Consider the following 12,767-nt stretch of genomic DNA (forward strand, 5'->3'; position numbering starts at 1 on the left):
ACCAGCAAGCATTTTGCCACTGTTGCGTTCTTAAACTTTAAGCTGAAACCGACAAATGCAGTCCGCTGGATTTATACTGGCGCTTCATTCTTGTCATAGAGGATCATGCATGACTCATAAAAGGGCGTCGGTTTGCATACTTGGCGGCGGTAGCTTCGGCACTACGCTGGCAGCCATGATGGCTGCTGAGGGTGTGCCTGTTACCCTTTGGCTGCGGGATGCCAGCGTGGCAGCAGAGATTGCTGCTGTGCATGAGAACCGCCGTTACATGCCGGGCGTCAAACTCGATTCGCGCTTGCAGGTGACAACCGATATGCATGCTGCGGTTAGCGCCGCTGATCTGGTATTTCTGGCCATTCCCAGCAGTGCTTTCCGGGTGGTTTTGCAGGAAATAGGCACTGATCTGGCCGGGAAGGGCGTCATCAGCACGACCAAAGGTATCGAGCAACCGGGCTTTCTGATGATGAGTCAGATTGTTGAGCAGGAGGCCCCTGGTGCACGTATTGCCGTGCTTTCGGGTCCCAATCTGGCCAAGGAGATGATTGCTGGTGCATTGACCGCTACGGTGGTGGCCAGTGATGATCAGGCGCTCTGCGCAGAGGTTCAGGCTGTGTTGGGCAGCTGTTCGCTGCGTGTCTATGCCAGCCATGACAAGTATGGCGTTGAGCTGGGCGGAGCATTGAAAAACGTCTATGCGATCATGTCCGGCATGGCCGCCGCTATGGGTATGGGTGAGAACACCAAGAGCATGCTGATTACGCGCTCGCTGGCAGAAATGAGTCGTTTTGCTGTGCATATGGGGGCTAACCCTCTGACTTTCCTTGGTCTGGCTGGTGTAGGCGATCTTATTGTCACCTGCATGTCACCGCTATCGCGCAATTACCAGGTAGGTTTTGCCCTGGGCCAGGGTAAAAGTCTGGAAGCCAGTGTGGCCCAGTTGGGGCAGGTGGCAGAGGGCGTCAATACACTCAAGGTGCTTAAGCAGAAAGCCGATGAAGAGGGCGTTTACATGCCGCTGGTAGACGGTCTGTATGCGATTCTGTTTGAACAGCAGTCTCTGCCTGAAGTCATTGGCAAACTGATGAGCGCTGAACAGAAGCATGACGTTGAATTTGCTGCATTTACGTCATTTGGATGACTTGAATAGGATGCGATCTTGAATACATTTAAAAATACCTTGCTGTCGGCTGATTTCTGGTTGGGTCTGGTGTACCTGATCTTTTTTTGTGTGGTTTGGCAGATTGTCGAAATACTCCTCTGGTTGCTGGTCATAGTTCAGGTGGGGTGTCGCTTGTTTGGTGGGCAAAATAATTCGGAGCTGGCGGGGTGGGGAAACTCACTTTCCCAATATGTCTGGCAAACAGGGCGCTTTGTCAGCGGTGCGATTGAACAGAAGCCCTGGCCCTTTATGGAATGGCCTGCGGCTGATGCGCAATGGCGGCGCGATCCAGTTGTAGATGCCGCACAGAATCAGGACGGCGAAGAGCCCAAGGTATGAAATTGTGGATTTTGCGTCATGGTCAGGCGGAGGCCATGGCGGCGTCTGACCAGCGTCGGGCATTGACTGCTGAGGGTGTTAACGAGGTGGAGTGCATGGCTACTGTGTTGCAGTCTCAGCCTCTGGACTGCATATTGGCAAGTCCTTATTTACGTGCACAACAAACGGCCCGCTTGATATCCAATTCCCTCGGTCATGCACGTGGCGTGGCCACCGCAGCCTGGTTGACGCCCGATGATGATCCCCTGCAGGTGTTGGATTTTATTGCCGAGCGCAGTGAGTCACACCTGCTTCTGGTAAGTCATCAGCCGCTGGTGGGGCAACTGATCAGTCTGCTAGTCGAGGGCCACCGTCGAGGCCATTATCCGATGCCTACGGCGGGGCTTGCCTGCATCGAACTGGATTTTCCCGCCGCTGGGCTCGGTCGCTTGAGTCTGTTGAGCTGTCCGGCAGATCTAGGGTACCCCGGTTAGAGTCTTGTTAGGCTGCACCGGTCATGGGATAGTGGTCATTCGAACAGGTGAACAGCCCCTGTGTCACATCCAATAAAAATAATACCCTTCCCGAGGTGCCAATATGGGAGAGCAGAGCAGACTGGAGGCAGCCACTGCGCTTGATGCCTTTTTTCAGCGTGAGTCATTGCACGCTGACAAGGTGTATCTGGTTCAGCCACTGGCTGACGGCACAGTAGAGACGTTTACCTGGGGGCAGGTTGGCGCCCAGGCGCGTCGCACCGCCGGTTATCTTCTGGGTCTGGGTTTGCCAGCGGGCAGCCATATCGCCTTGATCTCAAAAAATTGTGCGCACTGGATTATTTCTGATCTGGCCATCTGGATGGCCGGTCATGTTTCGGTTCCCCTGTATCCCAATCTCACGGCGGATGCTGTTCGGCATATTCTTGAACACGCTGAAGCACGAGCGGTATTCGTTGGTAAATTGGACGACTGGGCTGAACTGGCTCCCGGCATACCCGAAGGAATCCCACTGCTCGGTATGCCGTTAGCACCGAATGATCCGCAATTGCTCACCTGGCAGTGTATTCAGCAGTCCAGTGATCCGCTTGAGGGGCAACCATTGCCTGCCCCTGAACAATTAGCCACTATCATCTACACCTCTGGTACCACGGGCATGCCCAAAGGCGTGATGTTGAGCTTTGCCAGCATGTTTTATTCGGCCAACAATTGTTTGCGACTCTTTAATATCAGCGATGAGGACCGCCTGCTGTCATACCTCCCGCTTTGCCATGTGGCAGAACGGCAGTTTGTTGAAATTGCTTCTCTTCTGGCTGGTCAAACGGTGTTTTTTGCCGACAGCCTGGAGACCTTTCAGCAGGATATGCAACGTGCCAGGCCCACCGTATTCTTTGCCGTGCCCAGAGTATGGGTAAAGCTGCATATGGGAGTTATCAGCCGCTTTCCGGCGGACTTGTTGACCAGTCTGTTGAGGCTGCCAGTGATCGGCAAACTTCTGGGACGCAGAATCTTGTACAAGCTGGGTCTGGATCAGGTGCGTTACGCCGTCAGTGGAGCCGCACCGGTAGCGGAGAGCACTTTAGTTTTTTTCCGTGCACTGGGGCTGCGCATTGTTGAGGTCTATGGCATGACGGAAAACTGTGGCTACTCGCACCTTGGTCGTCCTGCACGGATCAAGGCTGGCTGGATCGGTTTGCCCAATCCGGGCGTGGAATGTCGGCTGTCTGAGCAGGGTGAATTGCAGGTGCGCAGTCGTTCAACCATGCAGGGTTACTACAAGGAGCCGGAGAAGACCGCTGAGACCTTGACCGAAGATGGTTTTCTTTGCACAGGTGATATTGGCGAGATAGACAACGAGGGCTTTTTACGCCTGACCGGCCGACTGAAGGATATTTTCAAGACCACCAAGGGCAAGTATGTGGCGCCTGTGCCAATTGAGCATAAGTTGGCTGCCTATTCGGGCATTGAGCAGGTGTGCGTGGTGGGGCATAACTTGCCGCAGCCATTGGCACTGATTCAGTTATCAGAGGCTGAAGCCAGAAATGTCGAACAACAGCGCGCAAAGGTGATTGAGCGCCTGTCTGCGTTGCTCGATAGCGTCAACCAGGGTTTGGCCAGGCATGAGCAGCTATCTTGTCTGGTTATCGTCAAGGATGCCTGGACGGTCGAGAGTGGGCATATGACACCTACTCTCAAAATCAAGCGCAATATACTGGAAGCCAGCTATCAAGCCCATCTGGAAGCGTGGTCAGTCAGCGGATCAAAGATTGTCTGGCAGCAGGAGGCTGATGCACTCAATGGCTAAAATCTGGCGCAAAGAGGTCAATCTGCTGGTGTTGAACGAGCCAGGTGAGCATATCAATACACTGCTGGATATTCGCTTTGAAATGCTGGGTGATGACTGGATTACTGCGAGCATGCGGGTCGATGCGCGGACACATCAGCCCTTCGGTATTCTGCATTGAGGTGCATCCGTTGTGCTGACCGAGTCTCTCGGTAGCACAGCGTCCTATCTGTGCCTGCATGATCCGGCTGACGATCCGTGCTGCATTGCTCGTCTGACCATGGCGGTAATGCTTGCGCGTTGAGCGGGCGATGGCGCTTAGCGCTTATGCCGTTGTATTCACGCCGGAAACCGCACTTGTTCCTTGCGTCTGGCGGCCATAGATTCCTGCCGAGGGTAGTCATATCAGGCTGCGACAATCACCGCGTATTGGACAGGACACTGCATACATATGGGTAGTCACGAAGCACGTTTTTCATTGCGATCCATCGAGGTTGCAGCCAAGGTTTGGGGTGAGCCAGGCGGACTGCCGGTCATAGCGCTGCATGGCTGGCTGGACAACGCAGCGAGTTTTGATCGTTTGGCTCCGCATCTGCAGGGTGTTCATCTGATCGCGCTGGATTTGCCCGGGCATGGCCTGTCCGGGCATATGCCGGCGGCAGGTTACAGCCTGTGGCAGCAGGCCACGACGGTGCTTGAAGTTGCCGACAGTCTGGGCTGGGAGCGCTTTGCCCTGTTGGGGCACTCAATGGGCGCTATCATCAGCGGTATTCTTGCTGGTAGTTTGCCTGATAGGGTAACAGGTGCTGCGCTGATTGATGGTCTTTTGCCGTTCACCTCGGAAGCGGAGGATGCGCCAAAGCAGATGGCCCGTTTCTTTGCCGCCAGTCTTGCCCTGGAGCGGAAGCGCAAGCCCGTCTACGGCAGCCTTGAAGAGGCCGTCAATGCGCGCGTCCTGGGCGCCACTACGCCCTTGAGCCGAGAAGCTGCAACCTTGCTTGTGGAGCGCGGTTTGATGTCTGACCATGGGGGCTGGACATGGCGAACGGATCCCCAGTTGATGTTACCCTCGCCCATGCGTTTTACCAGTAATCATGCGGTGGCTTTTATCGAGGCTATTACCGCACCGGTTTCCCTGGTGCTGGCCAATCAAGGTGTGATGCACAAGCACCCACAGGTATTGCAGCGTATAGAACGCTTCACGCATATAACCAAGCATCAGCTTGAAGGTGGTCATCACCTGCACCTTGAAGAGCAGTCGGCGGCTGTTGCAACGATATTTGACAGTTTTTTCAGGGGGCTAGCTTGACCCTGACGCCAGTCAGACCAATGATCTGCCTGCTACCAACTGGTGTTTGCCTTACGGGGTAAAGCGCTCAAGGAGAAAGGATGTCTTTTTTGCCGCGATACAGTTTCGCCATGACAGCAGTTCTGACTGCCTGTTTTTCACCTGTGTATGCCATCGAGCCGGATTCGGGCCTGATCATCAATGCCTTTCCGCGAGCCGAGCTGGTAAACGAAATACGCAACCCGAGCGCTGATCATGTGGTGGTCTTTGGCAGTATCAGACGAATCAATAATCAACTGCGGGCCGAGCGTGAGGTGCGTGCCAGTGGCAATCTGATTCGAGCTACCTTTGAAATTCCCGCAGGCCATGAGCGCACTGAAGCGTTTAACCATGCCAAGTCCCAGTTACTGGCAATGCCGCACCGGATGCTGTTCTTTTGTGAAGGGCGTGAATGTGGCAGTAGTAGTCTGTGGGCCAACCAGGTGCTGGACAACGCACGTCTCTATGGGCCGGAAGAAAATCAGTCCTATCTGGTCGTTCGTCTGGATGAAACCCCGCAACGTTTTGTCAGTCTGTATGCCATAACGCGAGGGAACAGACGGGTGTATCTGCATGTCGATCAGTTCACCCCTGAGCCGTCTGTTGATCAGGCGTTGTATCCAACTGATTCTACTTTGCTCAAGGTGCTAAGGGCGGAAGGCGAGTTGGCGTTGCCGGTTGAATTTGGCGAGCCAAACAATGAGGTCGCCGAAACATGGCTTGGGCTGGTCAATCGCATGATGCGTTCGGACATCCGCTTGCGGCTGACCGTCAATGGCGCTCAGGCCCCTGAAGTGGTCAGCCGGCTGATCGAGCTGGGTATTCGTGATCAGCGCCTTGAAATCGGTGTGGATCAACCCGCTACGGGTATCCTTTTCAAAGTAATTTGATCGTCAGCGCACGCGCCTGCCCGGCTTGATCACCAGATTATCCGGTAGGGCGTGAATGGCTTGCCAGTCAAACAGTTGGCCGCGGTAACGCCCTTCGTTGTACATGTCTGCCTGGTTCATGTAGTGCCGGTCAAATGGATGGCCGGACTGCCCCAGCGGGTTTATTCCCAGACTGCCATTCAAGTCCCCAAGGTCAATGAGTCGTCGGGTTGAGGGTCCAGCCTTGATGGCGTAGTGATCACTGCCGGTATCGAATGTCATGCTGTTCAGGCTTTCTGATCCGCCATCGACCGGGACCGGTGCGGTATTGAAAAAATTGCCGCCAATGCTGTGCTGATCGCTCAGCGGGTGACGATGCTGCAACGTGGCTACCTTTGACCAGGTCCAGTCTTGCGGGTTAATGCCAAACTGACGAGTCAACGACTCGATGGTTTTGATCCAGGCCTGTTCGATAGCGGCCTGCCTGCCGTCGATGCTTGGATTTAGGCGGTTGTCCCACCAGGGCGAAGCAGGTTTCCAGTACAGCTGAAAGAGGGTTTTCTCAGCCATATCAGTATTGCGAAAGACACTGAACTGATCGCCAAGTTCGTCGGCAAACAATGTTTCCATCAACTGATCTTGCCAGCGCTGAAACAGGGTTGCACCAACCTGGGTGCGAGTAAAGCTGCCATCCCATTCATTGAGAATGCTCAGTGCCTGGGCAGAGGGGGCCTGCAGCTCAGGCCTCAGCAGCGCATGGTCAAAAAGAGGTGCTGCATCCTGCAGCATGGCCAGCGCCTGTGGCCGATGCGTATCAAGCTGCATATTCTTGAAATCGGCCAGATCAAAGATGTCATTGTTATCCAGTAACTCGCCCAGACGCTGGTTGCGTTCTGCTGGCGCATAGTATCCAGGGATCTGTCGGCGTGGATTGCCATTGGTGTAGGCATTATTGGCGGTAAAAATATGCCCTTTAGGCGGATTGACGACCCGCGGGTTGGCGCTGAAAGGTTGGTAACCCTGGAAGTCATCACGCCCACTGGAGCCACTGAGCAAAGAGAAGCTGTTGTTACTATAGGGCCAGCGCTTGATCCTGCCGATTGCCCACATGGCGATATTGTCTTCAATATCGGCATAAATCAGGTTCAAGCCTGGCGCACCGTGCAGCGCGGCCGATTGCTCAAACTCAAGCATGCTGGTCGCCCGTGGTAAACCATAAAAGGCGGCCGTGGAGTCGTTCTCGGCATCCAGGAAACTCCAGAACAGACTGACCGGAGCGCGTTGCGCCTGGTCTGCGGCAAGATATTCCGGGGCAGGATCGTTGATTATCGGGCCGTGACGAGAGCTGCGCATTCTAAACAGCCGGTCTTCCTGGCCTCTTACCTTGATAACCTCTTCATGGATGGTCAGCTGCTGCCATCCGTTACCCGGCACCCAAACCTGGTTAGGATTCTCTGGATTCAACCGTTCGCGGTAGAAATCGACATCATCATTCATCAGCATGGTCAGCCCCCAGGCGTGGTGCCGGGTTTTGCCCAGTAGCGGGAAGGGTATGCCGCCGAGAAAGTGGCCATAAACCTCATGCTCGGGTGTGCGAATGTGGGCTTCAAACCAGACGGCGGGGACTGAAAAACCAATGTGCGGGTCATTGGCCAGCATCGGCGCATCGCCATGGCTACGCTTGCTGTTGACGACCCAGGCATTACTGCCGAGAAACTGGCCAGCGGGCAAGTGCGCCTCGATCTGAACGATTTGCTCTAAAAGCGGCGACAATAACGCGGTTCGGGATTGAGCCTGATTACTGCGAGGCAAGCTGGTTTCCGGGATGCCCGGAACAAGATCCCGGGCGTAACGTTCACCCAGAGTGCCGCGCACATGATCAACCAGCGCATCGGTCTTGAATGCTTCAGCAAAGGCATAGGACATATAGCCCATGATATTGGCAATATCGGCGGGCTCGAAATAATCGGGCCGACTCATTAGCAGACGATACTCAAGAGGCTGTCGACCTGTATCTATGTAGTGGTTGATGCCGTCCTGATAAGCCTTGATCAGTTGCACGTGAGGTAGCTCTGCCTGTGATTCCAGGCGCTCTGCATAGCCACGGGCGTAGCGGCCGATACCCAACGAGCGAAAAAAGCGATCTGCTTCGAGTGTCTTGGGGCCAAATAGCTCTGACAACCTGCCGCCGCCAATTCGGCGTAACATGTCCATCTGGAACAGACGGTCCTGGGCATGCAGGTAACCCAGAGCAAGATAGGCATCCTGATCGTTCTGGGCATCTATATGCGGTACGCCCCAGGCGTCATAATAAACATTAACTGTCTGTCGTAGCCCCGGCAACTTCAACTCGCCGTTGCGCTGGGGCTCTGCCATGTCAAGCACCCAGAAGGCTGAGGCGACCATAAGGGCAATCGCGATAAAGAATGCGGCAAGCAGTTTGATAGGCAGATGAAAGCGTGGATTGATCACGATTGGCCTTAGGGTCAGAAGGACATCCGCGCATCATGCGCAGACTGGGCATGATCGTCAATGCGCATTGATTAAATGGAGAGACCATGACGAAACGTGTTGCATTGGTATTGGGAAGCGGGGGCGCCAGGGGATATGCGCACATCGGTGTCATTGAGGAAATCGAACGCCGTGGTTACAAGATCGATTGTATCGCTGGGTGTTCCATGGGCGCCGTTGTGGGCGGCATTTACGCCGCGGGTGCCTTGTCGGCCTACCGTGAGTGGGTTTCCGGTCTGGATTATCTGGATGTCTTGAGATTGCTCGATATTGGCTTTGGCAACCTGGGAGCTATTCGCGGAGAGCGTGTTTTTGGTCGCATCCGAGAGCTGGTTGGCGACATCAACATTGAAGATCTGCCGATCCCCTTTACGGCGGTGGCAACGGACTTGACCCACCAGCAGGAAGTCTGGTTTCAACAGGGGTGCCTGCATCATGCCATGCGTTCCTCGGCCGCCATTCCAAGCCTGTTTTCGCCTGTCCGGAAAGATGGCAGGGTGCTGGTCGATGGAGGCCTGTTGAATCCACTGCCAATAGTTCCCGTTGTCTCGGCGCATTGTGACTTGATCATTGCCGTCAATCTGAACGCTACCCATTGCAATGGTTACAGCCTTCCGGTGATTGAACGACCGGCACCCATTCGCCAGCAATGGGATCAGTGGATGGAAACCCTCAGCGTGCGCAACTGGCTGGCTCGGCGGGAAGCCGTTGCCGAGGAAAAGGCGTTGGTGGGTCTTGATCATTTGCTGGAAGACGAGGTCGACTTGCTGGAGGACGAAAGCAAGCAGCTCCAGACAGCGCCGGATGAGGTGGTAAGGCCTGCTGAAATTGCGCCCGGTCCCACCAGCCTCCTGGAGCTGGTTAACCTGTCCTTTGAAGCCATGCAGGCCTCGCTGACCCAGTACAAGATTGCCGGCTACCCCCCGGATGTGATCATAGAGGTGCCAAAGCGCTTGTGTCGTTTTTTTGAGTTTCATCGTGCCCCGGAGTTGATAGAGCTCGGTCGTATGGTTGCCAGCGACACTCTTGACCGCTTTGAAGGCAAGGGTCGAAGACCATGAGCGGCATGCTAAACTTTCGGATTTTTCCCATCAGGAGAGCAGAATGAAAGAGCCAGTGCGCTTGACCGAGTTCAGTCATGGGGCCGGCTGTGGCTGCAAGATCTCACCACGCGTTCTTGATGAAATCCTGTCTGTGGGCCAGCCCGGCCCGGATTTTCCCCAGTTGTGGGTAGGCAATGCCAGTCGTGACGATGCCGCGGTATTTGGCCTGGACCAGGAGCGTGGCATTGTCAGTACCACCGACTTTTTCATGCCGATTGTTGATGACGCTTTTGATTTCGGTCGTATTGCCGCGACCAATGCCATCAGTGACATCTATGCCATGGGCGGCACACCGATGATGGCCATTGCCATACTTGGCTGGCCAGTCAACCTGTTGCCTGCAGCGCTGGCTGGCGAGGTTGTTGCGGGTGCTCGCTCGGTCTGTACTGAAGCGGGCATGCCGCTGGCCGGTGGCCATTCGATTGATGCTCCGGAGCCGATTTTTGGGTTGGCCGTCACGGGTCAGGTTTTGCGTAACCACCTGAAACGCAATGATCAGGCTCGGCCGGGGGCGCAGTTGTTTCTAACCAAGCCTTTGGGTATCGGGATTCTAACTACGGCGGAAAAACAGAAGAAATTGAGGACTGAGGATCGTGGTCTGGCCCGTGATCTGATGTGCCAGCTGAATAGGGTAGGTGCCCGCTTCGCCACCCTGCCAGGGGTTCAAGCCATGACCGACGTGACGGGTTTTGGCTTGCTCGGTCATCTGGTTGAAATGGCAGAGGGCTCAGGCGTTCGCGTGCGTATTGAAGAAGCACGTATACCGCGTATTGATGGTGTCGAGTATTACCTTGAGCAAGGCTGCATACCCGGTGGGTCAATGCGCAACTTCGACAGTTATGGTCACAAAGTCAGCCGCATGCCTGAGCTGTGGCAGCAGTTACTCTGTGACCCGCAAACCAGCGGAGGGCTTTTGCTGGCGGTAGCACCCGAGGCCGTCGACGAATTTCTGGCTGTGGCAGCAACCGAAGGATTGGCGCTCAAGTGTATTGGTGAATGCCTTGAGCCAGGGCCTGGTCCGGCTGTACAGGTGCTCTGATGCGCGACAACACGGATGATTACCGCCGCCTGTTTCTGGATCGTGTGTCGTTGATGGATGTGCGGGCGCCGGTCGAATTTGCCAAGGGCGCCTTTCCAGGCGTAATCAATCGACCGCTCATGCTGGACGATGAGCGCCAGCAAGTGGGGACCTGCTACAAGAACTCCGGGCAGCAGGCCGCGATTTCGCTGGGACACAAACTGGTGCAGGGTGATGTCAAGGACGCGCGTGTGGCGGCCTGGTGTGCCTTTGCCAAGGCGCATCCGGATGGTTATCTGTACTGTTTTCGAGGTGGTCTCAGATCGCAGATAACACAGCAATGGTTAGCTGAGGCCGGGATTGAGTATCCCCGTGTATTGGGTGGGTACAAGGCAATGCGGCGCTTTCTGATCGATAGTCTGGAAGCCAAGGTCGCCAGTTCATCCTTGTTTATCGTTGCCGGACTGACAGGAACCGGCAAGACCGAGGTGATCAAGGCCTTGGGCAACAGCCTTGATCTTGAAGGTCATGCCCATCACCGGGGCTCCAGCTTTGGACGCCATGCGACCGCTCAACCCGGTCAGATCGATTTTGAAAATGCCTTGGCCATTGAGGCCTTGCGGGTTGATGAGGCTGGCCACCATGCTCTGGTGCTTGAGGACGAAGGACGCATGGTCGGCAGTTGCTCGGTGCCGATAGAACTTTTCAGATCTATGCAGGAAGCACCGCTGGTCTGGCTTGAAGACAGTTTTGACAACCGCGTGACGCGGATTATGGCGGACTATGTGGTAGAGATGCTGGCGGAGTTCGAGGCGTTGATGCCTGGTCAGCCTGAACAGGCTTTTGCCGCTCTGTCCGAACACTTGCGCGCAGGCTTGCTGCGTATTCAGAAACGCCTGGGCGGGGAAAGCTATCAGCATATTGCCTTGCTGATGCAACAAGCGCTGGACGCCCAGGAGCGACATGCGGATGTTCATCTTCATCGTGGCTGGATCGAGGCGCTATTGAAGCGCTACTACGATCCCATGTACGCCTATCAGCGTCAGGCCAAGGAGGCGAGGGTGATTTTCAGTGGTGACCAGCCTGCCATAATCGAGTTCCTGGATGACCAGTCCATCAGTGTAGGGCATGGTGCGTGAACATTAAGCTTGATCTGGTCGAGTTCTGACCTCTACTGCTGATATGATCATTTTGTCAATCAAACTGTCAGGAGTTGAGATATATGAGTAAGCCATTTGCCGGCAAGGTAGCACTTGTCACCGGGGGTGCCGCTGGTATCGGTCAGGCCACGGCGGAAGCCTTCGCTGCGCAAGGCGCCAAGGTGGTGGTCTCGGATATCAATCAGGCTGATGGTCAGCGGGTGGTTGACAGTATCCTTGCAGCGGGTGGAGACGCCGTTTTTGTTGCCTGTAACGTTGCCAGTGCCGAGGAAACAAAAGCGCTGATGGACGCGGTTATCAGCCACTATGGCCGACTCGATTGCGCCTTCAATAATGCCGGTATCGAAATTGAGCAGGACAAGCTGGCTGACGGTGATGAAGCGGTGTTTGACCGCATCATGGACGTCAACGTCAAGGGTGTATGGCAGTGTATGCGTTATGAAATTCCGCTGATGCTAGCGGCGGGCGGCGGAAGTATCGTCAATACCGCATCGATTGCCGCATTGGGCGCCGCTCCAAAGATGAGCATTTACAGTGCCAGCAAACACGCGGTGCTGGGGCTGACCCGGTCTGCCGCTGTTGAGTATGCGAAAAAGGGCGTGCGTGTCAACGCGGTATGCCCAGCTGTGATCGACACCGAGATGTTCCGGCGCGCCGCCGCTATTGATCCGCGCAAGGCTGACTTTGCAGCAGCCATGCATCCGGTTGGTCGCATCGGTAAAGCCGAAGAAATTGCCGCCGCAGTGCTCTATCTGTGCTCCGAAGGCGCAGGCTTCACGACCGGTATAGCACTCCCTGTTGATGGTGGTTCGACCTGTATTTGAACGGCGCTGTGCGCCGTTAGTTGAACGTAATTAGCTGGAAGCTGAAAGCTGAAAGTTTAATTCAGATCACTGGATTGGCATTAATCTGCATTTAATCTGAAAGCGGGTTGACAGGGCGGAGCTGGATCGAAATCCTGATTAGCTTCCAGCTTCCAGCTTCCAGCTTCCAGCTTCCAGCTTCCAGCTTCCAGCTTCCAGCTT

At 55.2% G+C, this 12,767-nt stretch carries 11 protein-coding genes and 1 pseudogene; 11 read left to right on the top strand and 1 reads right to left on the bottom strand.

All coding sequences use genetic code 11. From position 1 onward, the window contains the following. Positions 1-109: 109 nt before the first annotated feature. The 7 genes and pseudogenes from AC27HQ_RS15175 (at position 110) to AC27HQ_RS15205 (ending at position 5,971) form a co-directional block, all read left to right on the top strand. Entirely contained in the window at positions 110-1,138 is a 1,029-nt protein-coding gene (locus tag AC27HQ_RS15175) for an NAD(P)H-dependent glycerol-3-phosphate dehydrogenase (protein ID WP_487157044.1), read from the top strand. 18 nt (positions 1,139-1,156) lie between these two features. After that, entirely contained in the window at positions 1,157-1,498 is a 342-nt protein-coding gene (locus AC27HQ_RS15180; protein WP_487157045.1) for a DUF4389 domain-containing protein, read from the top strand. Beyond that, the gene (sixA, locus tag AC27HQ_RS15185; RefSeq protein WP_487157046.1) at positions 1,495-1,971 is read left to right on the top strand and encodes a phosphohistidine phosphatase SixA; all 477 of its coding nucleotides are present in this window, start codon (positions 1,495-1,497) and stop codon (positions 1,969-1,971) included. Before AC27HQ_RS15180 ends, sixA begins: the two co-directional genes overlap by 4 nt. A 103-nt stretch (positions 1,972-2,074) precedes the next feature. Continuing rightward, positions 2,075-3,775: an AMP-binding protein gene (locus AC27HQ_RS15190; protein ID WP_487157047.1), complete on the top strand. Its 1,701-nt coding sequence runs from the start codon at positions 2,075-2,077 to the stop codon at positions 3,773-3,775. After that, positions 3,768-3,932 (top strand): annotated as a pseudogene (locus AC27HQ_RS15195) (hotdog family protein); the annotation flags it as partial. The gene AC27HQ_RS15190 and the pseudogene AC27HQ_RS15195, both read left to right, overlap by 8 nt. A 273-nt stretch (positions 3,933-4,205) precedes the next feature. Further along, the gene (locus AC27HQ_RS15200) at positions 4,206-5,063 is read left to right on the top strand and encodes an alpha/beta fold hydrolase (RefSeq protein ID WP_487157048.1); all 858 of its coding nucleotides are present in this window, start codon (positions 4,206-4,208) and stop codon (positions 5,061-5,063) included. Positions 5,064-5,143: 80 nt separating this feature from the next. After that, positions 5,144-5,971, top strand: a complete 828-nt coding sequence (locus tag AC27HQ_RS15205; protein ID WP_487157049.1) for a DUF4892 domain-containing protein — start codon at positions 5,144-5,146, stop codon at positions 5,969-5,971. 3 nt (positions 5,972-5,974) lie between these two features. Here AC27HQ_RS15205 and AC27HQ_RS15210 read toward each other — a convergent pair whose 3' ends face one another. Continuing rightward, positions 5,975-8,422 carry a penicillin acylase family protein gene (locus AC27HQ_RS15210; RefSeq protein WP_487157050.1) on the bottom strand — a complete coding sequence of 816 codons (2,448 nt, stop codon included), beginning with the start codon at positions 8,420-8,422 and terminating at the stop codon, positions 5,975-5,977. A gap of 86 nt (positions 8,423-8,508) precedes the next feature. Between AC27HQ_RS15210 and AC27HQ_RS15215 the strand changes: the two genes are divergently transcribed. From AC27HQ_RS15215 to AC27HQ_RS15230, 4 genes are all read left to right on the top strand, one after another. Next, on the top strand, positions 8,509-9,522 hold the full coding sequence (locus tag AC27HQ_RS15215; protein ID WP_487157051.1) for a patatin-like phospholipase family protein: 1,014 nt from the start codon (positions 8,509-8,511) through the stop codon (positions 9,520-9,522). Between the two features lie 43 nt (positions 9,523-9,565). Further along, positions 9,566-10,603, top strand: coding sequence for a selenide, water dikinase SelD (gene selD / locus AC27HQ_RS15220; protein ID WP_487157052.1), 1,038 nt, complete (start codon positions 9,566-9,568; stop codon positions 10,601-10,603). Next, positions 10,603-11,721, top strand: a complete 1,119-nt coding sequence (mnmH, locus tag AC27HQ_RS15225; protein WP_487157053.1) for a tRNA 2-selenouridine(34) synthase MnmH — start codon at positions 10,603-10,605, stop codon at positions 11,719-11,721. Before selD ends, mnmH begins: the two co-directional genes overlap by 1 nt. Before the next feature lie 83 nt (positions 11,722-11,804). After that, a complete protein-coding gene (locus AC27HQ_RS15230) occupies positions 11,805-12,566 on the top strand; it encodes an SDR family oxidoreductase (RefSeq protein WP_487157054.1) in 762 nt (253 codons plus the stop codon). Positions 12,567-12,767 lie beyond the last annotated feature (201 nt).

The sequence above is a fragment of the Halopseudomonas sp. 4NH20-0008 genome, assembly GCF_057548395.1.

Bases quoted from the DNA above. Each gene is read 5' to 3' on its own strand.
- AC27HQ_RS15175 (WP_487157044.1), top strand. From the start codon at position 110: ATGACTCATAAAAGGGCGTCGGTTTGCATACTTGGCGGCGGTAGCTTC.
- sixA (WP_487157046.1), top strand. From the start codon at position 1,495: ATGAAATTGTGGATTTTGCGTCATGGTCAGGCGGAGGCCATGGCGGCG.
- AC27HQ_RS15190 (WP_487157047.1), top strand. From the start codon at position 2,075: ATGGGAGAGCAGAGCAGACTGGAGGCAGCCACTGCGCTTGATGCCTTT.
- AC27HQ_RS15200 (WP_487157048.1), top strand. From the start codon at position 4,206: ATGGGTAGTCACGAAGCACGTTTTTCATTGCGATCCATCGAGGTTGCA.
- AC27HQ_RS15205 (WP_487157049.1), top strand. From the start codon at position 5,144: ATGTCTTTTTTGCCGCGATACAGTTTCGCCATGACAGCAGTTCTGACT.
- AC27HQ_RS15215 (WP_487157051.1), top strand. From the start codon at position 8,509: ATGACGAAACGTGTTGCATTGGTATTGGGAAGCGGGGGCGCCAGGGGA.
- selD (WP_487157052.1), top strand. From the start codon at position 9,566: ATGAAAGAGCCAGTGCGCTTGACCGAGTTCAGTCATGGGGCCGGCTGT.
- mnmH (WP_487157053.1), top strand. From the start codon at position 10,603: ATGCGCGACAACACGGATGATTACCGCCGCCTGTTTCTGGATCGTGTG.
- AC27HQ_RS15230 (WP_487157054.1), top strand. From the start codon at position 11,805: ATGAGTAAGCCATTTGCCGGCAAGGTAGCACTTGTCACCGGGGGTGCC.